24 protein-coding genes are annotated in these 25,509 nt (G+C 33.8%); 18 read left to right on the top strand and 6 right to left on the bottom strand.

The features are described 5' to 3' along the window. Positions 1-19: 19 nt before the first annotated feature. Positions 20-436 (bottom strand): carboxymuconolactone decarboxylase family protein, encoded by a 417-nt coding sequence (locus BJL90_RS18650; RefSeq protein ID WP_070971678.1) that lies wholly within the window; start codon positions 434-436, stop codon positions 20-22. 132 nt (positions 437-568) lie between these two features. Here BJL90_RS18650 and BJL90_RS18645 point away from each other — a divergent pair, with 132 nt between their 5' ends. The 3 genes from BJL90_RS18645 to BJL90_RS18635 all read left to right on the top strand — a co-directional run bounded on the left by BJL90_RS18645 (position 569) and on the right by BJL90_RS18635 (position 2,577). Continuing rightward, entirely contained in the window at positions 569-1,018 is a 450-nt protein-coding gene (locus BJL90_RS18645; protein ID WP_070971670.1) for an Lrp/AsnC family transcriptional regulator, read from the top strand. A 327-nt stretch (positions 1,019-1,345) separates the two neighbouring features. Continuing rightward, the gene (locus tag BJL90_RS18640; protein ID WP_070971667.1) at positions 1,346-1,681 is read left to right on the top strand and encodes a GyrI-like domain-containing protein; all 336 of its coding nucleotides are present in this window, start codon (positions 1,346-1,348) and stop codon (positions 1,679-1,681) included. A gap of 62 nt (positions 1,682-1,743) precedes the next feature. Continuing rightward, positions 1,744-2,577, top strand: coding sequence for a deoxyribonuclease IV (locus BJL90_RS18635; protein ID WP_070971664.1), 834 nt, complete (start codon positions 1,744-1,746; stop codon positions 2,575-2,577). Positions 2,578-2,726: 149 nt separating this feature from the next. Here the strand turns inward: BJL90_RS18635 and BJL90_RS18630 are convergent, their stop codons facing one another. Then, positions 2,727-3,917, bottom strand: coding sequence for a coenzyme F420-0:L-glutamate ligase (locus BJL90_RS18630; protein ID WP_070971661.1), 1,191 nt, complete (start codon positions 3,915-3,917; stop codon positions 2,727-2,729). Positions 3,918-4,038: 121 nt separating this feature from the next. On the opposite strand from BJL90_RS18630, the gene BJL90_RS18625 reads away from it, so the two are divergent. Beyond that, positions 4,039-4,923 carry a LysR family transcriptional regulator gene (locus BJL90_RS18625; protein WP_070971658.1) on the top strand — a complete coding sequence of 295 codons (885 nt, stop codon included), beginning with the start codon at positions 4,039-4,041 and terminating at the stop codon, positions 4,921-4,923. Positions 4,924-4,990: 67 nt separating this feature from the next. Here the strand turns inward: BJL90_RS18625 and pdxR are convergent, their stop codons facing one another. Continuing rightward, a complete protein-coding gene (pdxR, locus tag BJL90_RS18620) occupies positions 4,991-6,499 on the bottom strand; it encodes a MocR-like pyridoxine biosynthesis transcription factor PdxR (protein ID WP_070971655.1) in 1,509 nt (502 codons plus the stop codon). A 114-nt stretch (positions 6,500-6,613) separates the two neighbouring features. Between pdxR and BJL90_RS18615 the strand changes: the two genes are divergently transcribed. Further along, the gene (locus tag BJL90_RS18615) at positions 6,614-7,339 is read left to right on the top strand and encodes an AzlC family ABC transporter permease (RefSeq protein WP_070971652.1); all 726 of its coding nucleotides are present in this window, start codon (positions 6,614-6,616) and stop codon (positions 7,337-7,339) included. Continuing rightward, the gene (locus BJL90_RS18610; RefSeq protein WP_070971648.1) at positions 7,329-7,652 is read left to right on the top strand and encodes an AzlD domain-containing protein; all 324 of its coding nucleotides are present in this window, start codon (positions 7,329-7,331) and stop codon (positions 7,650-7,652) included. Before BJL90_RS18615 ends, BJL90_RS18610 begins: the two co-directional genes overlap by 11 nt. Before the next feature lie 31 nt (positions 7,653-7,683). On the opposite strand, the gene BJL90_RS18605 is transcribed toward BJL90_RS18610, so the two are convergent. Beyond that, entirely contained in the window at positions 7,684-8,034 is a 351-nt protein-coding gene (locus tag BJL90_RS18605) for a winged helix-turn-helix transcriptional regulator (protein ID WP_070971645.1), read from the bottom strand. A gap of 126 nt (positions 8,035-8,160) precedes the next feature. On the opposite strand from BJL90_RS18605, the gene BJL90_RS18600 reads away from it, so the two are divergent. The 6 genes from BJL90_RS18600 (at position 8,161) to BJL90_RS18575 (ending at position 13,573) form a co-directional block, all read left to right on the top strand. Then, positions 8,161-8,559 carry a pyridoxamine 5'-phosphate oxidase family protein gene (locus tag BJL90_RS18600; RefSeq protein ID WP_070971643.1) on the top strand — a complete coding sequence of 133 codons (399 nt, stop codon included), beginning with the start codon at positions 8,161-8,163 and terminating at the stop codon, positions 8,557-8,559. 58 nt (positions 8,560-8,617) lie between these two features. After that, positions 8,618-9,148, top strand: a complete 531-nt coding sequence (gene cynS, locus BJL90_RS18595; RefSeq protein ID WP_081562098.1) for a cyanase — start codon at positions 8,618-8,620, stop codon at positions 9,146-9,148. A 300-nt stretch (positions 9,149-9,448) separates the two neighbouring features. Further along, a complete protein-coding gene (locus BJL90_RS18590) occupies positions 9,449-9,910 on the top strand; it encodes a class III extradiol dioxygenase subunit B-like domain-containing protein (RefSeq protein ID WP_070971640.1) in 462 nt (153 codons plus the stop codon). Further along, entirely contained in the window at positions 9,883-10,107 is a 225-nt protein-coding gene (locus BJL90_RS23320) for an AMMECR1 domain-containing protein (RefSeq protein WP_070971637.1), read from the top strand. Before BJL90_RS18590 ends, BJL90_RS23320 begins: the two co-directional genes overlap by 28 nt. Before the next feature lie 88 nt (positions 10,108-10,195). Continuing rightward, complete coding sequence (locus tag BJL90_RS18580) at positions 10,196-12,010, top strand: MutS-related protein (RefSeq protein ID WP_070971634.1); 1,815 nt, start codon at positions 10,196-10,198, stop codon at positions 12,008-12,010. A 111-nt stretch (positions 12,011-12,121) separates the two neighbouring features. Then, complete coding sequence (locus tag BJL90_RS18575) at positions 12,122-13,573, top strand: phospholipase D family protein (protein WP_070971631.1); 1,452 nt, start codon at positions 12,122-12,124, stop codon at positions 13,571-13,573. A gap of 125 nt (positions 13,574-13,698) precedes the next feature. Here the strand turns inward: BJL90_RS18575 and BJL90_RS18570 are convergent, their stop codons facing one another. Next, positions 13,699-14,736 (bottom strand): YeiH family protein, encoded by a 1,038-nt coding sequence (locus BJL90_RS18570; protein ID WP_070971628.1) that lies wholly within the window; start codon positions 14,734-14,736, stop codon positions 13,699-13,701. Positions 14,737-14,847: 111 nt separating this feature from the next. On the opposite strand from BJL90_RS18570, the gene BJL90_RS18565 reads away from it, so the two are divergent. After that, positions 14,848-15,747, top strand: coding sequence for a LysR family transcriptional regulator (locus BJL90_RS18565; protein ID WP_070971624.1), 900 nt, complete (start codon positions 14,848-14,850; stop codon positions 15,745-15,747). Between the two features lie 66 nt (positions 15,748-15,813). Here the strand turns inward: BJL90_RS18565 and BJL90_RS18560 are convergent, their stop codons facing one another. Then, entirely contained in the window at positions 15,814-16,398 is a 585-nt protein-coding gene (locus tag BJL90_RS18560; RefSeq protein WP_070971621.1) for a pentapeptide repeat-containing protein, read from the bottom strand. A 259-nt stretch (positions 16,399-16,657) separates the two neighbouring features. Here BJL90_RS18560 and BJL90_RS18555 point away from each other — a divergent pair, with 259 nt between their 5' ends. The 5 genes from BJL90_RS18555 to BJL90_RS18535 all read left to right on the top strand — a co-directional run bounded on the left by BJL90_RS18555 (position 16,658) and on the right by BJL90_RS18535 (position 25,502). Continuing rightward, on the top strand, positions 16,658-18,388 hold the full coding sequence (locus BJL90_RS18555; RefSeq protein ID WP_070971618.1) for a methyl-accepting chemotaxis protein: 1,731 nt from the start codon (positions 16,658-16,660) through the stop codon (positions 18,386-18,388). A gap of 306 nt (positions 18,389-18,694) precedes the next feature. Further along, entirely contained in the window at positions 18,695-20,245 is a 1,551-nt protein-coding gene (locus tag BJL90_RS18550; RefSeq protein ID WP_070971614.1) for an extracellular solute-binding protein, read from the top strand. A 24-nt stretch (positions 20,246-20,269) separates the two neighbouring features. Further along, positions 20,270-22,042: a sensor histidine kinase gene (locus BJL90_RS18545; RefSeq protein ID WP_070971611.1), complete on the top strand. Its 1,773-nt coding sequence runs from the start codon at positions 20,270-20,272 to the stop codon at positions 22,040-22,042. Between the two features lie 39 nt (positions 22,043-22,081). Beyond that, positions 22,082-23,701, top strand: coding sequence for a response regulator transcription factor (locus BJL90_RS18540; RefSeq protein ID WP_070971608.1), 1,620 nt, complete (start codon positions 22,082-22,084; stop codon positions 23,699-23,701). 304 nt (positions 23,702-24,005) lie between these two features. Next, positions 24,006-25,502, top strand: a complete 1,497-nt coding sequence (locus tag BJL90_RS18535) for a sugar ABC transporter ATP-binding protein (protein ID WP_070971605.1) — start codon at positions 24,006-24,008, stop codon at positions 25,500-25,502. Positions 25,503-25,509: the final 7 nt, after the last annotated feature.

Genomic DNA, 25,509 nt, shown 5'->3' with positions numbered 1-25,509 from the left:
GTTTAATTGTTTGATGGCTTTAAATTGGACAACTTGGTTGTAAATCAAGTAGTGCTCCGAATTTCTGAGAAGCTGTTATAAAACAGATGAAGGCGAAAAGTTCAGAAATCTCTTTATCGCTAAATTCGTTTTTTAATCTATTAAAGCATTGATCGTCAATAGGTTGATTTTTAGAAACAATATCAGCGATTTCAGTAGCAATTAAAATTCTGGAATCAGTAATTTGATCAGATGGTTTTCCTTTAGCCATACAGTATTGGCAATTGTTATTAAATGCAAGAGTACGCCTTATTTCTTCTTTTAATTCAGGTGTAAATGTATGACTACTAAAAAAGCATTTGTCTAAAGAAGACCATCTCTCTAGTATATGTTTATTATGACCTAATAACTGTTGAAATAGTGAAAATCCTTCTTGTGAAAAAGGTATTCTTGCCATGATATCTCTCCTTTTAATATATTTCATTAATTAAATTATATAGGTTATAGCCTTAATATTGTATTGCAAATGATATATAATAGGATAATAAATATATTATTTAAAACAATAATTTGAGAGGAAGGGTTATAATTGAAATTTGATGAAATAGATGTATTAATTTTACAAGAACTACAAAAGGATAGTAGATTATCTATAAGAGAATTATCGAAGCGTATAAATCTTTCACCGCCATCTGTTACTGAAAGAATAAGAAAACTTGAAGATAATGGGATTATTGAAGGGTATACAATTAAAATAAATAAAAAGAAGCTAGGGTTTTCCATTGATTGTATAATTAGGGTAACTATGAAAAATGGACAGTATGAAAAGTTTAAAACATTCATAAAGGAATATAAGCTAAGTGAATGGTGTTATAGAACTGCTGGTGAAGGATGCTTTTTAGTGAAATTATCATCAAAATCTTTAAATGATATTGAAGAATTTATAAATGTTATATCCTCATATGCAATAACAGAAACTATTATAGCTTTTTCTGAAGTAACAATAAATAATCGTATTAATAAATTTTTAGAAGAATAAGAATAGGATTTAAATCATCAGACGGCTTCTTTGAAGATACTCAAGCTAAGATATTCTTGAAAAATAAATAGATAAGATTCTATAGGCCATATGTAACAAGTTCATTTGAGGTAATGGTGATTATTGGAAATTTTAAGATGATTATTCAATTGCAGTTACAGTGATACGGTGAACCTTATCATAAGTAACGGCGGTTTCGAAAAACCAATATTAATAATGAATAAGAAATACCTTCAGTGGAAAAACCTCTGATGTGTAGTGTACTTAGCATGAAAAACCCCACTGAAATTAGTGGGGTTAAGATAAACAAATCATAGTATTGACCCATTGGAAGGTATCTGGAATAAAGTACACGCGACAAAGTCAGATATTGAAAATTACATGCCGGAAGGCAATGAAATCGGAGTAAATTTAAATATTGAGGAAAGTGAAAAACTAAAATATTTTGCAGGTGTAGAAACAAGCGAAGAAATAAAAGATAATAAACTAGAAAAATATACTCTCACTGGCGGAAGATATATTATATGCAAATTTGAAGCAGAAAATTTCTATACATTGATAACGGAAACAATTTATAAAGTGTACAAATATATGCATTTGTGGATTACAAAGAAAGAAATTAACGTTAAGCATACAGCTATATTATGGTTCCTCATCAGATAGAAGCTATATGGAGCTATGGGTGCCAATAGTAATGATAAAAATCAGAAAAGGAGAACTTATTAATGTTAAAAATAGGTTGTCATTTATCCGTATCCAAAGGATTTTTGCATATGGGAAAAGAAGCGCTTAGCATTGGTGCCAATACTTTTCAATTTTTCACACGCAACCCAAGGGGAGGAAAAGCAAAAGACATTAATGAAAGGGATGTATCTGCTTTACTTGACCTTGTAAAGGAGAATAACTTTGCGACTGTTTTGGCCCACGCACCGTATACACTTAATGCCTGTTCCGCTGATCAAAGAGTAAGAGAATTTGCATTTGACGTAATGGGAGATGACTTGAAGCGAATGGAGTACCTTCCTAACAGCTTTTATAATTTTCATCCCGGTAACCACGTTAATCAAGGGGTAGAAATGGGTATTGACCACATTGTAAATATGCTTAATACCTTATTAAATATTGAGCAAACTACGATTGTTCTTCTTGAGACAATGGCTGGAAAAGGAACTGAGGTGGGAGGACGTTTTGAAGAATTAAAACAAATTTTGGATGGAGTGATCCTTTCAGAAAAAATGGGTGTTTGTTTGGATACCTGTCACATCTATGATGCTGGCTATGATATTGTAAATGATTTAGATGGCGTTCTTGGACAATTCGATAAAATTATTGGACTGGACAAGCTTTATGCCATTCACTTAAATGATAGCAAAAATCCTTTTAATAGCCGTAAAGATCGTCATGAAAAAATTGGAGAAGGCTCTATTGGATTAGAGGCAATCACAAAGATTATCAATCATCCAAAGCTTCGGAATCTACCTTTCTTTCTTGAAACACCGAACGAACTTCCAGGTTATGCTAAGGAAATTAGATTGCTTAAAGGTTTATACAAGGAATAAGTATTAAGTAGATCACTGTGGGATATGTGCAGTAGCATAATAATAAATATGCAAGAAGAGGTCATTTATTTCAAAGTCGATAATACAAGATAAAAGCTCTTCCCAATTGGTAATTATGGAAAAGAGCTTTTGTATTTACTATAAAGTTGTTATTTTGTGTAGTTGTCAAAATAGCCTTGGATATAAACGATAGGAGTCCCCTTATCCCCACTGCCAGAAGTTAAATCACACAGAGAACCTATAAGATCAGTAAGTCTTCTAGGCGTAGTACCCTGGGCCACCATAGAACCTGTAAGATCAGATTCTTTGTTTCTAATATACTCAGAGATAGCTTCATTGAGGGCAGCACCTTTTAAGTGGGCAAAGTTATTATCTGCAAGGTATTTAATTTTCACCTCATTAGGTGTACCCTCAAGTCCTGCAGTATAGGCAGGAGATACAACCGGATCAGCCAACTCCCATATTTTTCCTATAGGGTCTTTAAATGCGCCATCTCCGTAAACCATAACTTCAACAGTTTTTCCTGTAGCTTCTTTAAGCATAGCTTGTATGGCATCGACAACAGGCTGAACATCTCTTGGAAAAAGCTTAACACTTTCTTCTGTGGCTTTATTTGAACCTAAAAGACCATAGGCTTCATTGTAGCCGCTGTCATCTATTGAGGTTGACAAAATATCATCAAGGCCATAAACCTTATTTGCACCACTCGCCTTTAATATTCTTTTGGTTCTAGTCCTTGTGTGAATATCACAGGTAAGGACGCTTTTTGTATAATTTAGTATAGTTTTGGGATTATTTGAAAAAATAATTTCACATTCAATACCATACTCTTGAACTAAAGATTTATAATAATCTACATAATCTATGCCAGTAAAAGTATGCTTAATATATCCGAAGGAATTTCTAAACTGTTCCTCTGTAAGTACATCAGTCCATGGATTAATACCCTTTTCATCCAGAAGATCTATATCTACTAAATGATTACCAACTTCATCTGATGGATAGCTAAGCATCAAAACAATTTTTTTAGCACCCTTTGCAATACCACGAAGACAAATAGCGAAACGATTACGACTTAAAATAGGAAAAATTACTCCTACGGTATCTTCATCAAATTTTGAAATTATATCCTTTGCAATAGCATCAATCGTTGCATAGTTTCCTTGAGCTCGGGCAATTACGGATTCGGTTATGGCGATAATATCCCTATCATCAATATTGAACCCTTCCATTTTAGAAGCATTTAATACAGTATTTGCAACGATTTCTGGTATACAATCTCCTTGATTGATTATGGGAGCACGAAGCCCTCTAGTAACGGTACCTATAACTCTTTCCACTGAAAATCCTCCTTAATTAATGGCTTTTTTGTAAAATTTGTATTCTATACTTGTACTATACATCATTTATATGATATAAGTAAAATAAATATACAGAATAACATATATAAGGAATGGTTATATGATAGCAAAACTAGAGCTTTATAAAGTTTTTTGTGAGGTGGCAAAGTGTCAAAGTTTCTCAAAAGCAGCAAAAGAACTATTTATGACGCAACCAGCTATTAGTCAGTCAATCATGCAACTGGAAAGAGAGCTTCAAGTTCGACTTTTTACAAGAATGCCTAAAGGGGTGACGCTTACTAACGAGGGACATCTCTTGTTTGAATATGCAAGCTCAGCTATAAACCTAATCAATGTAGGAGAGAAAAAGCTGCTAGAGGCTAAGGGAATTATGAGAGGAGAATTAAAAATAGGTGTAGGAGACACAATCTCTAGGTGCTTCTTATTACCATATCTTGAAATATTTCATACCACCTATTCAAATATCAAGCTAAAAATCATAAATCGTACAACCTTAGAGCTTTGTAATATGTTGAAATCTGGTGAAATTGATATAGCAATCTGCAACCTACCTATTCATGATACTTCTTTAGAGGTTAAAAGCTGTCTAGAGGTACAGGATATTTTTGTCTGCGGTGAAAAGTATAAAAGTAAATTTTTTAGATCTATAGATATGAAAGAATTAGCGGAACTACCCCTGATCCTCCTAGAGCCTAAGTCAAACTCTAGACAATATGTAGAAAAACATATGGTGTCAAAGGGGGTAAAGATTACACCAGAAATCGAGCTAGGCTCTCATGATTTATTGTTAGAGTTTGCTAAAATAAATCTAGGAATATCCTGTGTTGTTAGAGAGTTTTCGCAGAAGTATATAAGAAATAAGCTAGTATATGAAGTGCTTCTAAAAGAAGAAATACCTAAAAGAAGTATTGGTTTTTGTTTTTTGAAGAGCGTATCATTATCCCCAGCCTCAAAAAAGTTTGTTGAAATAGTAGAAAATAATTAAAAAAGGGAACATATGAGAAAGGTTCCCTATCTTAAAGTCAAGCAAGAGGAAGGATGCTATGGATCGTTTAGATAATTGGTCTTACTTCCCTTTTAGGGATAGAAAGTTGACCTTTTTTAAATTTTTCAATTGCTTTTTCCAATCTGCTTATCCCTTCTAATATTACTTTTTCATTATGCTGGGAGAAACAGAGACGAAAATCCTTGTCTTCTCCTGCAACTGCATAAAACGCTTCTCCTGGAACGAAGGATACTCCCATTTTTAAAGTCTCTTGCAACAGTTTTCTTGATGAAATGTTATCAATGATTCTACACCATATATAGAACCCTCCTTTAGGTATATTGAAGGAAATCTTTGATTTTAGACCCAGGTTAAGGGCATCAGCCATAACATTTCTGCGGTTTTTATAGACTCCTCGCATCTTTATTAGATGCTTTTCAAGGTACCCTTCCTTAATGAATAAGTCAAGTAGCCATTGAGAGATATTATTACTATGTAAATCAATATATTGTTTCTCCAAAATTATTCTACTAATCAATGATGGATGGGCAACCATGTATCCCAGCCTTAGCCCAGGCATCAGGGTTTTTGAAAAGGTACTTAAATATACCACACCTCCATAGTTATCAAAAGATTTTAAACTCATCGGTGGAGGATCTTCATAGTAGTACTTGCTATAAGGGTCGTCTTCTAAAATAGCCAGCCTATAACGTGCCGCAAGTTGGATAAGCTTCTTTCTCTCCTCTGTATTTATAACAGCACCATTGGGATTTCGGAAGGTAGGAATACAGTACAACAATTTTGGCCTGTAGCGGGCTAAGTAATCTTCCAATATTTCAAAGGAAAAATCCTCCCTTTGGGGCAGGCTTAATACTCTTGCCCCTAATGCTTGAAAAACTTGAATAGCTCCTAGGTAAGTAGGCGTCTGAACAATGACATAATCACCTGGCTCAACCAGTACTTTTGCAGTAAGATATAAACCCTGTTGAGACCCTGAAAGAATAATTACCTCATTAGAGTGGCACTTGATACCTTCTAAATTTAACATTTGAGCAATCGTATGTCTCAAGGGTTCATATCCTTGAACAGGTATATGACCAAAATCTCTTGGGGCTAACTCCCCCAAGTAATCCCTGTGAAGTTTAGAAAATATATCAATAGGATAATAGCTGGGGTCTGGCATACCGGCGTCAAGGGAAATTTTATCTTCTACAAAACTACTAACCATTAGTTCACTCATAAGTGAAGCCATGGAGGGTTGAATATGAGGTTTTAATAATTGAGGCCAAGGAATTTCATTGCTGGTTTTATTTTCTAAGGCATACCTGTCACTGACATATGTACCACTACCATTTTTTATGTTTACATAGCCATCCTTTTCTAGATGACGATACGCATTGATCGCTGTAGTTCTACTAACCTTGAACAACAAAGCTAGCTCCCTTTCAGCAGGAAGTTTTTCACCTATTGTCATGGAATGATCAATAATCTTAGTTCTTATAAGGGCAGCAATCTGTAAATAATAGGGTGAAGTACTATCCAATTTTGTATTAACCATCAATTTGGATATATCCATTTTCTTTTTTTCACTCCTTTGGTATCCAATTTAGTTTAATAATAATATAATTGGATATTTATTTGGCATTTCCTTCTAAATTATAATAAAAAATAAAAGGAGATGAAGCTTTTAATGGATAAAAATACATCTTATATTTTGAGAAATTGGCATACAGCGATCTGGAAGGAGGTATTAAAAGACTGTTTACCTATTACTGCAGGGGTTATTCCCTTTGGATTGACCTGTGGTATCATGGGCAGAGCCGCAGGCTTTTCAGTCTTTGAAATAACATTTATGTCCATGACGGTTTTTGCAGGAGCAGCTCAGTTTATGACTATTGCCATGATGAATTCTGGTATTATCAATGGTGGAGTAATTGTCTTTACCACCCTCTTAATTAACCTACGCCACTTGCTAATGGGGGCATCATTATCACCTTATCTTTTTAAGCAACCTCAAAGGCTACAGTGTTTTTTAGCCTTCAGTATGACGGATGAAAGCTATGCGTTGACCATCAGCCGAATTGAAAAAAAGGGCTATGATGCATATTACCAATTGGGGGTAAGCTATTTTTTATACATCATATGGGTTTCTTCTACTTTTTTAGGCGCTTTTCTTTACCAAAGTATACCAAACCCGTTGGAATGGGGACTTGATTTTGTCATACCATTAACCTTTCTGGTCTTGTTAATACCTCGGCTGATTAACCGAACTGCTTTGCTTGTCGCTATAGTCTCTGCTGTAATAGCAGTTTTTGGAGCCTTATATCTACCTGGTAAGTGGTATATTATTCTAGCCGCTGTTGTTGCAAGTATTGTAGGGGGACTAATCGAAAGGAGAAGAAAAGATGAATTTTAAACTAATCTCTATTATAACAGGTATGGCTTTGGCAACCTTCATTACCCGAATTGGCTCGCAGGTGATCTTTACTAGCACAGGAACACCAGATTGGATGGAGAAGTGGTTAAAACATGTACCGACAGCATTCTTAACAGCGCTGATAATTCCAGCTATTTTATTGCCTAAGGGTTATTTGGATATATCCTTCAACAATAGCTATCTTTTAGCAGGAATTATCGCCGCATTTACTGCTTATAAAACTAAAAATGTGCTAGCCACCATTATTATAGGAATGGCAATAATGATGCTTTCGAACAATATGATTCTATAAAAATTCTATACGCCAATTGTCTGAATCCACCCTATGACTTTTCACTTTTGATATTTTTAACACATTGTTTATAATCCTCACCCAACTGTGCCAATTCTTTTAAAACGGGTAAAAACTTTTTGCCAATGTCCGTTAGGGAATATTCTACCTTTGGAGGTACTTCAGCATATACTTTACGATTGATAAGATGGTAATTTTCTAAATTACGAAGTTCTCTCGTTAGAATTGATTGTGTCGTCATTGGCATCAAACGGCTTAATTCTCCAAAACGAAGAGTTCCTGTACTTAAGTGATACAGTACAAGGAAGGACCATTTTCCTCCAATGATTTTTTGTATTGCATAAACAGGACAATTTTCAAAAATATCTTTATTACTCTGCATATTTTCACCCCATACTATTATAAAAGATAGTAACTACAAAAAATAATTCTACTTGATATATTAATTATAACCTTTAAAATATATAAGTAAATAGAGTTATAATATAAAAGAAATGGGGTAGAGTAAATGGAAAAAGTCATCAATTTTTTAAAAGAGAATCCTACATTTTATTTTGCGACTGTAGATGGAGATCGACCTAAAGTTAGGCCCTTTGGTTTTTTTATGGAACATGATGGCAAGTTGTACTTTGGGATGGGCAAGCACAAGCAATCCTATAAGCAGGTTGTTGCAAACCCACATGTAGAAATATCAACTACAAGTGCTACAGGACAATGGATTAGAATAAGTGGTGTTGCCATATTTGATGAAAGTGAAGAAGTAATGGCTAAAGCTTTTGAAACCATGCCAGATTTAAGAAAAATTTATAATGAGGAAAGTGGATTAACACTTGCTAATTTCTACTTAAAAGATGGCGTTGCTGAAATCGCTGATTTTAATGGAAACTTTGAAAAAATTAATTTTTAAAACCAAAACCGTCAGCCTGAGAAGGTAGGCGGTTTTTGATTATGGAGGCGTGTTCAATATGTATCCTCAGAATCCACATAACTACAGTCAATACTATTATTCTCATGGAGCTTCATATCCTATTGCTGACTTTTGTAAATATAGAGATCAAGTAACCTGCTTGCTTTTAATGGCAAAGCATAATCAAGGGTTGACCTTTGAGGAGATAGCAAAACATTTATGCGGTAGCAAGGAATGGGTGGCAGCTGCTATATTAGGTCAGGCTTCAATGAACAAAGAGGATGCTCTTCGTCTAACCAATTTGCTTAAGGTTGATCCTCGCATCGCAGGTGTATTACAAGAACCACCTATGAGGGGTTCCATAGACCGAAAGGTACCTGTGGATCCTTTAATATATCGTTTCTATGAAATCATGCAGGTATATGGTACTACATTTAAAGCAGTGATAAATGAAATGTTTGGAGACGGTATAGCAAGCGCCATAGATTTAGAGATTCATGTTGATAAAAGACCTGACCCGGAAGACCCCGAAGGAGAACGCGTTGTAATAACCTTAGATGGAAAGTTTCTTCCCTATGAAAAGTGGTAATTTGCGTCAAAACTACAAAATGGATAGTATGTATGTAAATACAGGTGACATTATTTCCAACACTTACTTCCTTTATAGATTATTTACGATTATTTGGAGGATTTTATCTTATAAGTAAAGAAACTAATTTACATACTAAAGATAAAATGAAACTTAATTCGGGTGAGGGTTTTTACCTCCACTGAATTGTAGTCGAATTTACTTTGGGTATGTAGTGCTTCATCTCCTACTGGCATAAGTAGATCATCCAAATCTTTGATTTGGTGTTAGTCACTTATATTAGTAACCCCACATGACACGATGTTTCAAGATGCCATTGCACTTGGTTATGAAGAGGAAATCTATGAGGATTTAAAGAACTTTGGGGCTCCTAATGTTTCTATAGAGCTTCCAATCCACAAAACCCTTACAAGTAGAATCTATACGTTAGCCTATAATGAAGGCATATCTGTTGTAATGGCTACAAACGCTCTTTTGAACCAATATAATACTTCTCTTTTTTTAGATCATGGAGCTATCGTTCCTTTGTATTTTATTAATAAGTATTATAAAGGATATAAGCTTGTACACATCACTTATGCTGCTTTAAGTGATATTGATTTATATAAATTAGGCATTGAAATTAATAGAGCAGTTAAAGAACTAAAAGAAGATGCTATTTTTATAGCCAGTGGGGACTTATCCCATAAATTAAAGGAAGAAGGGCCCTACGGATATAATGTTTCTGTGGAAAAGTGCTTAAACAACTTCCTGATTATGTAACAGACGAAATGAAAAGTACGACAAGAGGTGTATTTGTATCTCTAAAGAAGAATGGGGATTTAAGAGGATGTATTGGAACGATATTTCCTGTAACAAATAATATTGCAGAAGAAATTATACGCAATGCTATTGAAGCAGGAATTCATGATCCTAGGTTTTATGAAAAGGGCAGAAGAAGTTGCCAAAAGGTATCTTAATAAAGTGATTTTAGGAAATCTATAATAGCAAGGACACAGATCAGAGAGACGCAGTCTGATTTTCCTGTGTCTTGGAAGGAGTTTTCATTTGGAAAAGGCTAGGAATATTTATGAAAAAAGAGTTGCTTATTATTCTAAAACATTATCTAAACTAGCAAAGTCCATAAATGCTCTTGGTAATCTTAGATTATTGGCAGGGATAATAGGCGTTATTAATGGAATATTTTTTATGGCTTCAAGAAACAATCTGATTGCTTTGATCATATTCTTTATATCTATTGCTGTATTTATTTATCTAGTAAAGATCTACAACAATCTTCAAAGGAGGGAAGATTATATTACTTTATTAAAGACGATCAATGGTGACGCCATCAAAAGATTAGATGGAGAATGGACAGACTTTAAAGATGATGGAGCTGAATTTAAAAATAGTCATCATAGGTTTAGTGAGGATTTAGACATATTTGGAGAAGGTTCTCTTTTTCAATGGGTAAGTAGGTGTACTACAACTATGGGAAAGACTGCTCTTGCCAAGATGCTATCGGAGCCAGCAAATAAAAAAGATGTAATCAATAAACGACAGAGGGCTATTGAAGAACTATCTAAAAAGCGATGGTACAGACAAAGACTCCAAGCAGAAGGCTTATTAATTGATAATAGGTTTATGAACAAGGATAGATTCATCCAATGGACAACCAACGCTAATGAAAGCTTCTCCAATGCATGGGTAATAGCAGGGATAAGAATATTACCCATTATTACCATAAGTCTCCTTGTAATGGCATATTTAATAAACATAGGGCCCAAACCCGTAGCTATACTAGCAGTAACACTGCAGGGTCTTTTGCTTTTGATTGATATGAAAAAACGAAGTAAGACATTGGACTTAGTATACACCTATAAAAATATGATTAAAGTGTATGGCAGGATGCTGAATTGTATTGAAAAAAGACGTTTTGATGCCGAATATTTAAAGGAATTGCAGCAAAGTCTGACAAATAAGGAGGGATTAACTGCTGGTCAGCAACTGAAAAGTCTGGAAAAGCTTACAGATAGAATTTTAAATAGAAATAACCTAGCGTTTTTTCCTATAAATATTCTAACCCTTTGGGACTACCAATGCATGATTGGTTTAGAGGCTTGGAAAAAACAATCAGGAAGATTTATGGAAAAATGGCTAGATACAATAGGAACAATGGAGGCACTGTCAAGCCTAGCAAATATAAGTTATGACTATCCTCAGTGGACTGTTCCAGAGATTTTAGATAGTCCTTCAGTTTTCCAGGGAAAAGCAGTAGGACATCCTTTGATTGCAAAGGGTCAAGTATGCAATGATATTAATATCCAAGAGCCCTCCAGAATATTATTAATCACTGGCTCCAATATGTCAGGAAAGAGCACTTTATTAAGAACAGTAGGCATAAACCTAGTCCTGGCATATGCAGGGGCTCCTGTGTGTGCTTCTTCTATGAAATGTTCTATAGTGAGTTTATATACCTGCATGAGAATCAGCGATAACCTTGAGAAGAAAATTTCTTCCTTCTATGGAGAATTGTTAAGGATTAAAGAGATCGTAGAGGCAGCTCAAAACAGTGGACAAGTATTTTTTCTTATAGATGAGGTGTTTAAAGGAACCAATTCTCATGATCGTCATCTAGGGGCGAAGTTCCTTATAAAGCAGCTGGACAAAGATGAGGCTGTGGGTCTAGTATCTACCCATGATCTTGAACTAGCAGATATTGAAAAAGAAAGTAAGGGAAGTGTGAAAAATTATCATTTTCAAGAGTATTATAGAAATAACGAGATAAGATTTGACTATAAGCTAAGAAGAGGGGTTTCTACTACGAGAAACGCGCTGCATCTTATTAAAATGGCGGGAATAGAAATAGAAGACGAGTCTTAGTTTGCGGTAATATGTATGATAAAACATTACCTTCTCAATAAAAGTATGAATTAGGCTTACACTAAGTCATGGAATAAGCTATACTGAATATAGGATCATGGAGGTGATGTGATGAAAAAATTAAAATTATTAGAGATGCCTATACAAAAGCAAAACATCAAATTGCTGAAGGCAGGGTTGTTGTTAAGCTTATTAGCAATCCTGCTAATCAATAGCTTTTTTATTCCCATGCCAGAGGGCACTTCTTATGAAGGATCTTTCAGTGATGTATCCAACATAGAGTTTATATATGATCTATCCTATAAGAAAAATGGGGAAGTGATACGAGAGCATAGAATTTTCCAGGAACTAATAGATTTAATTGAAGAGGCAGAAGAATTCATTATTATAGATATGTTCTTGTTTAATGATGATTATAGCAGAAAAAATGAATTTCCTAAGCTATCGGAGAAACTGACAGATACATTAATACAACAAAAGGAAAAACACCCTAATTTAAAAATAATGTTTATAACAGATGAAATCAATAACTTTTATGGTGCCTATGAATCTAATTACTTAAAAAAATTGAAGAGTAATGCCATAGATGTAGTGGTTACTGATTCTACGAAAATGAGGAATTCTAATCCCTTGTATTCAGGTTTTTGGAAGACATTTCTACAGTGGTTTGGAACAGAAGGAAAAGGATGGATTAGAAATCCTTTTAGTGAAGATTCTCCAAAAGTGACATTGCGATCTTACTTAAAGCTGTTAAAATTTAAGGCGAATCATAGAAAAGTATTGATTACAGATCAGGCAGCAATTGTGACTTCTGCAAATCCCCACGATGCAAGTGCCTATCACTCCAATATTGCTTTTAAGATAGAGGGGGAAATCATTAATGATTTAATAAAAACAGAAGAAGCTGTAGCAAGATTCTCAGGCAATGACTTTGAAGATATTGAGTATATTAGCAGCGAAAATACCATAGAGGATATTAAAGTCATGGTAATTACTGAAGGAAAGATAAGAGAACATATTGTCGATGGAATAAAAGCCACTGAAGCTGGTGATAGAATTACGATAGGTATGTTTTATTTAGCTGAGAGAAGGATTATAAAAGAACTAATCAAAGCATCTGATCGAGGGGTAGCTATTCGGCTAATACTTGATGCAAATAAGGATGCTTTTGGTATAGAAAAGAATGGCATACCCAATAGGCAAGTTGCAACGGAATTAGTAAAAAAGTCGGAGAGTAAAATACAAGTAAAATGGTATGATACTTATGGAGAGCAATATCATGCAAAGTTGATGGTGATTGAAAATGACCATGCAGCCACCATCATAGGCGGTTCCGCAAACTTTACTATTAGAAATATCGGGGATTATAATTTAGAAACAAACTTAAAAATAGTAGCCCCGAAGGATAGCAAGATAACAGAAGATGTACTAGAATATTTTGATAGAATATGGGAAAATCAAGGAGGAGACTATACTGTCGACTTTTCAAAATACAAAGAAGATAATTTCTTGAAAACGATAATTTATCGTTTTCAAGAGTGGAGTGGATTATCAACTTTTTAACCTAAAAAATATACTTTAAAGAAAGCTACAAAGCACAAGCCCCTTCTAAAATCTATTGGATTTAGGAGGGCTTGTGTTTTGTAGCGGGGTTTATTTCATGCACATATGTTATTGAGTATAAAAAACTATATCTGTCCTATCATTATCTGCACTAGAAAGGAAACAACAACAACCAAAGTAGATATAATAAAGCCATGTACCATTGGCGCCAATCCTGATTTAGCTAGTTTTTTGAAATTTGTTTTAAGACCTATAGCGCCTAAGGACATCGTCATTAAAAATCTGCTTAAACTAGAAATAGAAGAACTTGTAGATTCAGAGAACAGACCAATACTTTTAAAGATAACCATAAGAAGAAATAACAGGATAAACCATGGAAAAACTTTGCTTATATCAACCTTGCTAGCAGTACTTATTGATTCATCTGATCTGCTAGAATCTTGGGTGCTTTCTCTCGAAAGTTTCTCATGAATATAGGAGAATATAAGGACCACTGGAACAATAGACAGGGTTCTAGTAAGTTTAACAATGACAGAATAATTCCCTGCAATATCCGAAAAAGCATAGCCAGCTGCAACGACTGAAGATGTATCATTTACTGCTGTTCCAGTCCAAAGGCCAAAGCCCAAATCAGTCATGTTAAAGTAGTTTCCCATGATTGGAAAGAGAATCACCATAATTATATCAAATAGGAAGGTTGCCGAAATAGCATAGGCAATGGAACTATCTTCTGCATCAATAACTGGTGCAATAGCTGCAATAGCAGAACCACCACATATACCAGTGCCTGCAGAAATTAGACTTGAGAGCTTCCAATCCATTTTTAAGAGTTTACCAAAGATATATCCCCCAGTAAAGGCTGTGATAAGGGTAAAGGTCATAACAATTAACGATATTTTACCAACCTCTAATACTTGTGAAAAGCTAAGAGAAATGCCCATAAGAATAATAGAAAAGCGTAATATTTTTTTTGAAGTGAAGCTTATGCCGCTTTGAAATATTTTATATTCTGAAATGATAGGATTCAATAACATACCAACAAGCAGTGCAAGAACTCCTTGGCCTATAATATGATAAGGTATTATTTCACTTATAAAAACAGATATAGCTGCAAGTATTGCTGTAAAAAATACTCCACCTAAATATTTTCTACAATAGGACATAAAATCAACTCCTTAATTAGTTTACTTGTTGATTTTACCACGAAACACTTATAAAATCTAATTATAAATATTTATGTTATTATAATATAAAATAATAAAGGTGTGAATAAAATGTTAGATGCAAAGGTAGAATCATTCCTAGCTGTATGTAAAAACAAAAGTTATACTAAGGCGGCAGAGGAGCTTTGTATAACACAACCTGCTGTAACTCAGCATATAAAATCCTTAGAAAAGCAATATGGTTACAGATTCATAGAGTATTCCAACAGAGCGCTAAGGTTAACAAAATATGGTGAACTTTTTTATAAGTATGCTAAGAATGTAAAGTTGAGTGAAAAGGTTATGAAAAATAAACTTAAAGAAATCAATAAAAAGAATAAGGCGATAAAATTTGCTGCTACTTTAACGATTGGAGAATTTACCATTGCGCCAATCCTCGGGGATTTAATAAATCATTTTAGAGAATATGATATAACGATGTACGTTGATAACACCCAAAGAGTCCTTAGCATGCTGCAAAAAGGTGAGATAAGCTTTGCATTAGTTGAAGGGTTGTTTAATAAAGCGGACTATGAAACAAAATTACTTAAAAACGCTAGTTTTATATTGATAACTTCTAAGAGTCACCCTTTAGCTGTGAAAGATTCCATACTTTTACATGAAATTATAAACGAAACAATCATAATCAGGGAAAAGGGCTCTGGTTCCCGTGAAGTATTTGAAAGAAGCCTTTTCGATAAAAACTATACGCTTGAGAATTTTAAAAATGTTATTGAAATAGGCAATGTTAATGTCATAAAAGAAATGGTGAAAAATCAAATAGGGCTTAGTTTTATGTATAAAGATGCGGCTTACAAAGAGATCCAGAATCGAGAATTGGCAGAGGTGAAAATATCAGATTTTGTGATTGAGAGGGAATTTAACTTTATTTATTTAAAAAACAATTTAGTACAAACTGAAGTTGATATGTTTTTTTCCTATTTTAAAAATAAAAGTTTAAATTACAGGTAATTGCAACATTTGAACTGTAAAAAAACCCACTGCCTTAGCTGTGGGGACGCCAATGATAATCTTACGCTACTTTATGATAATATCCAAATGCTTTAGCAAGGATATTGCATCAGGCAATGTAAGGATCATTTTTTTTGTCTTATTATTCAGTGGGTTTATTTGATAATCCTTGGCAAAAGAAAAATCCGCCTTTGACAAATTAGAATGATTAAACTCTGTTCCAGTTAATATTGCATAGGTAAAATCACTTTCTGATAAATCCGTATTGATAAAATCACTTTCTAATACTTTACATTGCTGGAACATAACTTTACTTAAGTTAAGATCAGAAAAGTTGCAATTTTGAATGAAACAATCTGCAAAACCTATAGCGATAATAAATGAATCAATTTTACTAAAGTTTATACCTAATAGCTTGCAGTTTTCAAATTTAACATTCCTTAGCTTGGCATCATTAAATTGTGATAAACTTAAATTGCATCCTTTAAATAGGCAATCTTCAAAAAAAGTTAAAGAAAAATCCGACTCAGAAAAATCACAATGAGTAAATTGACAATTAGTAAATTTTTTATTGATTATATTTTGACCCACTGCCTGTAGTTGTGTAAAAACGATATCTTCGATTTCACTTTCATACAATTTATCTAGCATATATATCACCCTCTCTAATCCTATGTAATTTAAACATACTTTATAGAATCTATTCTGTATTTATTATAGCACTAAAAAGTTTTACATAGAGCAAAAATTTTTCTTCTATAAAATTGTAAAACATTCTTAAATAAAATCTCTTATTGGTTAAATTTTTAAGGTTAATTTAAGCTTCTATCTGTAAAATTAAAGAAAAAGATGGGACATGGAAAGATGAAAGTTAGGCTATGCTCACAGAAGATGACCAGGAGGAGATTACATGAAGTTTTTAAGAGACATGAAACTTGTATTTAAGATTGGATTGCTTTCATTAAGCTTTTTTATTTTTCTTGGGATACTAGGGATTACTTCTATTAAACAAGTATCAAATGTTAATGACAAGTTGATGGAGTTGAATAATGACAGATTAGTTGAGATTGTAAAACTTGAGAGCATAAAGTCTGATATAGAATACATACGCTCTCAGTCTAATTCTCTTATGGATGCAAGAGATAACAACAGTGCTAAAGAGCCTATCCAAGAAGATATTGAGACTCGAGCCACTTCTGTAACTGAAAAGATATCAGCTTATAAAGACAATGGGGAGTATAGGGCAGTAACTGAAAGTTTTACTAACTTTATTGCAGCAAAGGATGAATTTATAAGGCTTAATGGCGTAGACAATGAGGTGGAGGAAAATCAATTAGAGATAGTGCATCAAGGCACTGCACCTACAGAGATGGTAAACTATGATAACGCTAGAAGAGATATTATCACAGCTTTAGATGAAATGATAAATATACAGCTTATAAAGGCAAAGGCAACTTATGATGAGAGTAAAATTACTTATAGACATACAATCTTAGCGATTACTTCACTTATGATCATATGTGCAGCCATAACGCTTGTTTTATCTATCATTATTATCAAATCTATTGTTGCGCCTGTTAAGAACATTACAATGAAATTAAAAGAGATTTCCAATAATGGAGGGGATTTGACCCAAAGACTATGCTATGAAAGTGGAGATGAAATTGGGGAACTCAGCAGTAGTTTTGATTTATTTGTAGATAAGCTTCAAACAATTATTAAAGAGGTAGCTGCTTCCACTGAAGTAATCGCTTCTTCAAGTATGCAATTAAGCACTGCAACTAGTATAAGCACCCAATCTTTAGAGGAGATTTCAAATAGCGTTGCTGAAATTGCTGCTGGTATGTCTGCCAGTGCAACAGCGACAGAAGAAAACATCGCAAATCTTATGGAGATAGCAAATTTTTCTGAAGCAACCGCTGGAGCCAGTAGCAATACAACAATGAATAGCAAAAAAGCTCAGGGTGCAGCTGAAATGGGAGCTGAACAGATAGCTGAAGTGGTTTCTTCCATAACAGAAATTGCTTCATCCTCAAAGGAGGTATCCTCCATAATAGGGGCATTGGATAAATCTTCAAAGGAAATAGGAGATATTATTGAAATAATCACTTCTATATCAGAGCAAACAAATCTGCTAGCTTTAAATGCTGCCATAGAGGCTGCCCGAGCCGGTGAAGCAGGAAGAGGATTTAATGTGGTAGCAGAAGAAATTAGAAAACTTGCGGATGAAAGTAAAAATGCTGCTAAAGAGATTTCTGAACTTATTGAGGAAAATCAACTAAAATCTACAGCTGCTGTAAGTTCTGTTAAAGTAGTGGAAGAAAAGGTATTTATTGGTGTGAATAAAGCTACAGAAGTAGGAAAAAGTATTATGAATATTATTGATAATATCCATAATATCGTGAGAGAAATAGAGGAGATTGAAGGGGCAAATGAAAAGCAGGCACAAAGCACTAAGGAAATAGAGAAGCGTATAAAGCATATGAGTGCTACTTCTAATGAAATTGCAGCAGGCACTGAAGACATGAGTAGTAGAATAGAGGAGCAGCTTAGTACAATGACTGAAATAGAGATTACCACTGAGCAGTTATCGCAGATGGCAAATCGATTATGTACCTTAACTGATGGGTTTACAGTATAAAAGTAAAAAACGTCGTTAGACCTATTACAGGAAATGTAAGTAAGTAGTAGGTTAACGGCGTTTTTTACTTTCAATTCAAACAAGATACTATCAATAGGTATAGTATCTTTAGTACCTATTTTAATACTTTACATAAAATACTTTTTAAAGAAAATTTGCGATGAACATAAAGGATAATAAAAATATGATATAATAATACTAAAAATCTAATAAAACATACTTATTAACCTAGCTGTTAAGAAAAAAGCAGTTATAAGTCTGATTAGGTAGGATTGTTTTTTATGTCGAATACTTGGAGGCGAGAAGATGAAGAAAAGTATAATTACTACTATATTATTGATGGCATTAATCAGTGTTTTCTTAATTTATACGTTAAATTCTTCCTCCACCTTAGAAAGTAAAGGCAATTATTCTTTGGAGGAATCAGATAATAGTAATGGAGGACAAAGGATTGCACCTTTTTATGAACCCTCTTCTATTTTCCCTAATATTGAGGCGCCAGAGGATTTTGATTGGCGTCAGTTTGAAGGGGTGACTTTAAATTTTCTTGTGGAAAACAATATCAACGCCAATGTGCTTAGTAAAGAGAGTCAGTTGTTTACAGAGATTACTGGTATCAACATAAACATTAGACCTATGGATTTTAGCACGTTAATTCAAAAAATCAATATAGATTTTATTTCTAAAACTGGTAAATATCAGTTGCTTTATGTGGACCCCTATCAAACATTAAATCGATTTGCAGAGACAAATTTAGAGGACCTTCATCGGTATAATCGTGATCCAAGTTTGCCGCACATCCCAGGGGGGATAGAAGACTTTTTTGGGGAACAAATCATGGTGGATTCTTATTTTATTGATGAAGAAGCGCTTTATACTGTACCCTTTGATACCACAACAATGATATTGTATTACCGGAAAGATATTTTTGAAAAATATAAAGAAGCTTTTATGGAGGAAAAAGGTTATGACTGGACGCCTGGACAGCCTGATTTTACCTGGGAAAGATATGTTGAAGTTGCAGATTGGATAGAGAAAAATGTTCCTGACGATGAAGTAAAGTATGGCAGTGGTCATATGGCTCAAAGACATAACTCTATTTTCTGTGATTTTTCAAATATCTTAGCATCCTATGGAGGGGATTATTTTAGCGATAAAAATATTCGTATGCTAGGATTAAGAGAACCTAGACATATCAGAGTTTTGGAACCTAATTTTATAGAGGCACTGAATATGTACAAAAAAATAATTAAAACCTCTGCCCCTGAAAGTCTGGGATGGGACTGGTATGATACTGCTGAGGCATTTAAAAATGGAGAAATAGCAATGATGGCCAATTGGGATGAAAATGCTTCAGCAATGGAAAATCCAGCTACATCGAAGGTTGCTGGTAAGGTAGGCTATGGCATATTACCCTATGGACCAAAAAGAAGTGCAAACATATTTGGTGGGTCAGGTATTGGTATCAATAAACATGCCAATGAGAGAGAAAAACAGGCAGCTTGGTTATTTATCGTTTGGGCTACGGCTCCTCAAACACAGCTTTTTGTACTGAAGCATCCTGAGGGTGGAGGAATTCCTCCGCGGGAATCTGTCTATCAAGATGAAATGATAAAAAAGGTAGTGCTTGATGCTATAGAAAAAAATGATGAGAAGTATAGAACCATGCTACAGCTTCCTGCCGTACTTCAAGCGTGGGAGGAAGAAAATGTTTATTATCGTCCTAAAATAGGGAACTTTTATTATGTAGAACAAATTATTATTAAACATCTTCATGAAATGATTAGAGAAGACTTAAGTGCTGAAGATACGGCAAGGTCAATGTATGATGAAATAAAGGCACTAGGGAATAAATAAATTGGAGTCTAAAGGAGTAAATCTATGGACAATGTTAAATTTATCAACAGCTTGAGGTTTAAACTAATAGCCATTACCATTGTTTTGATTCTTTTTCCGATCATCCTTTTTTCTATTGTGTATTCCAGCCTTGTAAAAGATATTATTAGTAAAAAATATAGTGAGTCGGCAATACAGTCTGTATATGAAGCTGGAGAAAATATTGACTTTATTTTAAACGATATCCGAGAATTTTCAAATGCATTACTGGCAAATAGAGATATGATTAGTGCATTAAATGATAAAAACAATATGGATGTGGTAGCATTTCGCAGTTTGCTTCGCAGCTTTTTCACATCAAGAGAAGATATTGATGCCATCTATGTATATGCAGGGAGAAGAGTTTATTCTGTAGGGGTAAATAAAGTAGCGGAAATGGAAGATTATATGCCTATTAGTAAGTTAGCTGAAACTGATGGGGAGATTGTTTGGATCAATACGAGAAGAGAAAAGATAAAGATTTTGGCTGGAGAGTTCGATAAATATTATTTTTCTTTGGGAAGAAAGTTGATTGATTTTAACACACTAGAAGAACTGGGACTGCTTACTGTTGATATTGATGAGATGATTCTTGAAAGTTCTTACAAAAGTCTTATAAGCGGGGATATTGAACAGATTTTTATCGCCAACAAATATGGAGAAATTGTAAGCCACCCAGATAAAAGTAAAATAGGTCAAAGCATAGAAAATGAAGTGTATGCAAAAGAGATTTTAGCGGCTGAAAAGAAAAGTGGATATATTTCTTTTAAAGATCAAGGTGTAAAAAAGATTGCCATCTATTCTACTTGTGATGTAAACGATTGGAAACTGGTTAAGATTATCCCCTATTGGTATTTGTATAGAGAGATAGATGAAATTCAGTGGAAATTAATCAGAATAGGTGTGCTTTATGTAATGATTACATCATTTTTTATGCTGCTTTTTTCTCTGAAAATTACAGAGCCTATTATCAACATGATGAAGCTAATGAAGAAGGCAGAAAATGGTGATTTAGGTGTACAAATAGATACAAAAGGACAAGATGAAATTGGACAACTTGGTATGAGCTTTAATACGATGATTAATAAAATGCGCTCTTTAATTAATAAACTCATTGAAGAGGAACGTCATAAAAAAGAGCTAGAATTTGAAGTGCTTCATGCTCAAATTAATCCTCACTTTTTATACAACACACTAAATACCATTCGGTGGATGGCTAAGATACAAGGGGCGAAAAGCGCAAGTAGTGCACTGACGGCCTTAATCAAACTTCTTATGATTAGTATAAATTTTGGTAAGGATATGATTTCCTTAGAAGAAGAAATTGAATATGTAAAAAATTACATTTTGATTCAAAGACTAAGGTTTAATGAACGGTTTACGATTGATTATAATTTAGAAGAAGCGTGTCTTTCATGCCATATACCAAAACTAATTCTCCAGCCTATTGTGGAAAATTCTATTATATATGGTTTGCAAGAAGAAGATGCAAAACCACTGAATATAGAAATAAAGGCATATAATAGGCAAGATATGTTGATTGTGGAAGTAAGCGATAATGGTCCCGGGATTAAGCCAGAGATTTTAAAAAATATTCTTAAGTCAGAAAAGGATGCTAATAAATTTAGCACAGTAGGATTAAATAATATTAATCAAAGAATAAAACTGGCTTTTGGAGAGTCCTATGGTATTAAGATTTTTACAAAGGAGAATCATGGGACAAATATTGTTGTTGAATTACCATGCAAAGGAGAAGTACTCTGCAAAATTGAGGCATAAAGGAAGAAACTTTTCTACATTGCCAAAGGGGGTATTATAGTGTACAAGGTTTTAATTGTAGATGATGAAGTTCTTGTAAGAGTAGGACTTAAATCCACGATAGATTGGGAAAGCCTAGGTTTTTCTGTGGTAGCAGAAGCCTCCAATGGAGAACAAGCTTATGAAGCCTATCTACTTCATAAGCCAGATGTGATTCTTACGGATATTGTTATGCCCAAACAAGATGGCTTTTGGCTTACGAGAAAAGTAAGAGAAAAAAGTCAAAGGGTAAAAATATTGATATTAAGTTGTTATAATGATTTTCCCTATGTAAGAGAAGCATTAAAAAGTGGAGCGGATGACTATATATTAAAATTTGAGGCTGAGGATGAAGAGCTCATTAAAACCATGTCAGCCATTAAGGAAAGCTTAGATGCAGAGGGAAGTGAAGAGGAAGATAATAACTATGCAAAAAAGGAAGCAGACACAAATATTATAGCGCTTAAAGTAGAGTTATTTGAAGACCTATTAAATCCAAATATCCCTATAGATGACAAACTGCTGAGTAGGTGTTCTCACTTGAACTTTCTTTTACAAGAGTCAAGATTTGTTTTGACAACTTTTTTTAGAGATGATGGCGAACGAAAAATGGATTGCAAGGATCAAGATTGGCAGCATATGAACAATGCTATTATTCATTTAGCTTCCAGTGTGATAGAACAAAAAAAGATTACCTATCTTGTTAAGGAAACGAATGATCAATTTTTATTTATTTTATCAAAAAAAGATATGAGCACAGTGCAAATACAAGAGGTCGTTGAATTGATTCGTACTTCTGTTACACAATATTTTGATATTCCATTAAGCGCTATCATAAGCCAGAGTTTTGAGGATATTAGAGAAGTTTACCAAGTTTATGAAGATATCATATTGAAGGCTGAACAGCTTTTTTATATTGATGAAAGCTGTGTGATCAATGCTTTTGAGAGGGTTGTTCAAGATGTTAACATTTTTAGTGTAAAAAAGAGCTATGAACAATCCTTAATCAAGTATATCAATGAAGAAAACCAAAAAGAAGCTTTTGAGGTAATAGAGAAGACAGAAGCTTTCTTTCGTGGAAATACTGTAAAAGGTGTAGAGGTAAAACTTTTTTATTCCAATATGCTCAGCAATGTTTTCGAACGCTATTATCATTATTTTATAGAAGAAGACAAAGCTAAAGATTATACCTACTATCATAAAAGAATGATGGCGGCTACAAAAATAAAGAGCGTGGTTACACTCATGAAAGAAATTATTGTTATGATTATAAATAATGTAAAAAGCTACAGGAACAATAATTCAAACCATGTCATTAAAGAAGCTATCGATTATATAGAAAATAATTACCAAAAGAAAATATCATTGAAGTCTTTATCAGAACATCTGAATTTATCAAAACACTATGTTTGTAATCTGTTCAAAAAAGAGACCGGAGAAAATGTTTCTTTGTATATCAACAAACTAAGGATAGAAAAGGCAAAGCAGTTAATCATAGATTCAAACTGCAAGGTAAAGGAAATCTACGATGATTTGGGCTTTTCTGATCAACAATATTTTTCTAAAACCTTTAAAAAAATTACAGGAATGACTATCATGCAGTATAAGGACAGTATATTAAATAATGCCGAAAGTAAATAGATTTAGCATAAAAAATACAACGATGTTAAAACATCGTTGTATTTTTTTGTAGACAAAGTAATATAAATGAATATAGATACAGGGATCAAGGTGCAAGTTACAAGCAATGTTGCATTAAAAAAGTACACACAAACAGTAATATAATACAAAAAATAATGAATTTTTGAATTTTGTTTTTTTTCATTAATATTGTACACATGAAAACTAATTTTGTCCATTTCGTTATAAGAAAATTTCGTCTATGATAGTATTAAAGAAGTAAGGAAAACGTATACAATACGATAATACATGAAAGGAGAAAAAAATGGATCAAGATGTTAGATTAAAAGTTTCTAATATTGAGAAGTCGTTTCCGGGAGTGAAGGCATTAGACAAGATAAATTTTTCAGTAAGAAAAGGCACGGTTCATGTATTATGTGGAGAAAATGGCGCTGGTAAGTCAACCTTGATGAAGATTATCAACGGAATCTATAAAGCTGATGCAGGAGAGATATTGATTAACGGAAAGGTAGTAGAAGCACAAAATCCCATTCAGGCCAGAAGTCTTGGTATATCAATGATCTTTCAAGAATTGAACTATATACCGGAGATGACAATAGAGGAAAGTTTGTTCGTTGGCAACTGGCCCACCAATAAATATGGTAATGTGGATTGGGCTGAAATAAGAAGGCGTACCATTGAGCTTTTAAAGAGGGAAAATCTAAACTATTCTCCTGAGACGAAACTAAAGGATTTAACTGTTTCAGATATACAAATGTTAGAGATTCTCAAGGCCATTTCGTATAACTCTGACATCATCATCATGGATGAACCTACATCTGCAATTACACAAAAAGAAGTTGAGGTGTTGTTTGAGAAAATCAATGAGCTAAGAGCTCGAGGTGCAAGTATTATTTATATATCTCACAAGATGGATGAAATTTTTAGAATTGCTGATGAAATCACTGTATTTCGAGATGGTTGTGTTGTAGATTCAAGGCCAAAAGAAAATTACGACATGGAAACAGTTATTGCACAAATGGTGGGAAGAAAGCTAGAGAATAATTTCCCGAAAGAGGATATAGAAATTGGAGAGAAAATTCTGGAGGTTAAGAATTTATCCGATGGTGTTAAGTTTCACAACATAAATTTTCATGTTTCTGAAGGAGAAATTGTTGGTTTTGCAGGACTTATGGGGGCAGGAAGAACTGAGGTGATGCGGGCATTATTTGGTTTAGATCCTTATACATCTGGTGAAATTATTATCAAAGGTGAAAGCGTAAAAATTAAGAACGTTAAAAACAGCATAGATAAGAAAATGGTAATGCTCTCAGAGGACAGAAGGAGATTTGGTATCATCCCTGTTAGAAGTGTGAAGGAAAATGTGTCTTTGACTGCCTTGAGGAAGTTCATTTATGGCGGAAAGCTTCATGCAAAAGAAGAAAATCAGACCATTCAAGACTACTGTACAAAAATGAGGGTAAAAACCCCTACCATTGAAACTTCCATTGAATCCTTGAGTGGAGGGAATCAACAAAAAGTTATTTTAGCTAAGTGGATGATTACAGATCCTGATATTTTAATTTTAGATGAACCAACACGGGGAATTGATGTTGGTGCAAAGTATGAAATCTATAAATTAATGACAGAGTTAGCAAAGCAAAAAAAGGGAATTATCATGGTCTCTTCAGAGCTTCCAGAGTTGATAGGGATGTGTGACAGAATCTATACGATGGCAAAGGGTACAATTATGGGAGAGCTCAAGAGAGATGACTTCTCACAAGAAAATATTATGCGACTTGCTACTGAAACAACAAGTTAAATCGAGG

Origin of the sequence: Clostridium formicaceticum, from assembly GCF_001854185.1 — a bacterium.
GTDB classification, from domain to species: domain Bacteria; phylum Bacillota; class Clostridia; order Peptostreptococcales; family Natronincolaceae; genus Andreesenella; species Andreesenella formicacetica.
The sequence above is the reverse complement of the archived record's forward strand: the minus strand, read 5'-3'. Positions and strand labels throughout refer to the sequence as shown.

Excerpts from the sequence above, each read along its gene's own strand:
- BJL90_RS18650 (WP_070971678.1), bottom strand. The coding sequence starts at position 436 with ATGGCAAGAATACCTTTTTCACAAGAAGGATTTTCACTATTTCAACAG.
- BJL90_RS18635 (WP_070971664.1), top strand. The coding sequence starts at position 1,744 with ATGTTAAAAATAGGTTGTCATTTATCCGTATCCAAAGGATTTTTGCAT.
- BJL90_RS18625 (WP_070971658.1), top strand. The coding sequence starts at position 4,039 with ATGATAGCAAAACTAGAGCTTTATAAAGTTTTTTGTGAGGTGGCAAAG.
- pdxR (WP_070971655.1), bottom strand. The coding sequence starts at position 6,499 with ATGGATATATCCAAATTGATGGTTAATACAAAATTGGATAGTACTTCA.
- BJL90_RS18615 (WP_070971652.1), top strand. The coding sequence starts at position 6,614 with ATGGATAAAAATACATCTTATATTTTGAGAAATTGGCATACAGCGATC.
- BJL90_RS18610 (WP_070971648.1), top strand. The coding sequence starts at position 7,329 with ATGAATTTTAAACTAATCTCTATTATAACAGGTATGGCTTTGGCAACC.
- BJL90_RS18605 (WP_070971645.1), bottom strand. The coding sequence starts at position 8,034 with ATGCAGAGTAATAAAGATATTTTTGAAAATTGTCCTGTTTATGCAATA.
- BJL90_RS18600 (WP_070971643.1), top strand. The coding sequence starts at position 8,161 with ATGGAAAAAGTCATCAATTTTTTAAAAGAGAATCCTACATTTTATTTT.
- cynS (WP_081562098.1), top strand. The coding sequence starts at position 8,618 with ATGTATCCTCAGAATCCACATAACTACAGTCAATACTATTATTCTCAT.
- BJL90_RS18590 (WP_070971640.1), top strand. The coding sequence starts at position 9,449 with ATGTTTCAAGATGCCATTGCACTTGGTTATGAAGAGGAAATCTATGAG.
- BJL90_RS18575 (WP_070971631.1), top strand. The coding sequence starts at position 12,122 with ATGAAAAAATTAAAATTATTAGAGATGCCTATACAAAAGCAAAACATC.
- BJL90_RS18570 (WP_070971628.1), bottom strand. The coding sequence starts at position 14,736 with ATGTCCTATTGTAGAAAATATTTAGGTGGAGTATTTTTTACAGCAATA.
- BJL90_RS18565 (WP_070971624.1), top strand. The coding sequence starts at position 14,848 with ATGTTAGATGCAAAGGTAGAATCATTCCTAGCTGTATGTAAAAACAAA.
- BJL90_RS18560 (WP_070971621.1), bottom strand. The coding sequence starts at position 16,398 with ATGCTAGATAAATTGTATGAAAGTGAAATCGAAGATATCGTTTTTACA.
- BJL90_RS18555 (WP_070971618.1), top strand. The coding sequence starts at position 16,658 with ATGAAGTTTTTAAGAGACATGAAACTTGTATTTAAGATTGGATTGCTT.
- BJL90_RS18550 (WP_070971614.1), top strand. The coding sequence starts at position 18,695 with ATGAAGAAAAGTATAATTACTACTATATTATTGATGGCATTAATCAGT.
- BJL90_RS18545 (WP_070971611.1), top strand. The coding sequence starts at position 20,270 with ATGGACAATGTTAAATTTATCAACAGCTTGAGGTTTAAACTAATAGCC.
- BJL90_RS18535 (WP_070971605.1), top strand. The coding sequence starts at position 24,006 with ATGGATCAAGATGTTAGATTAAAAGTTTCTAATATTGAGAAGTCGTTT.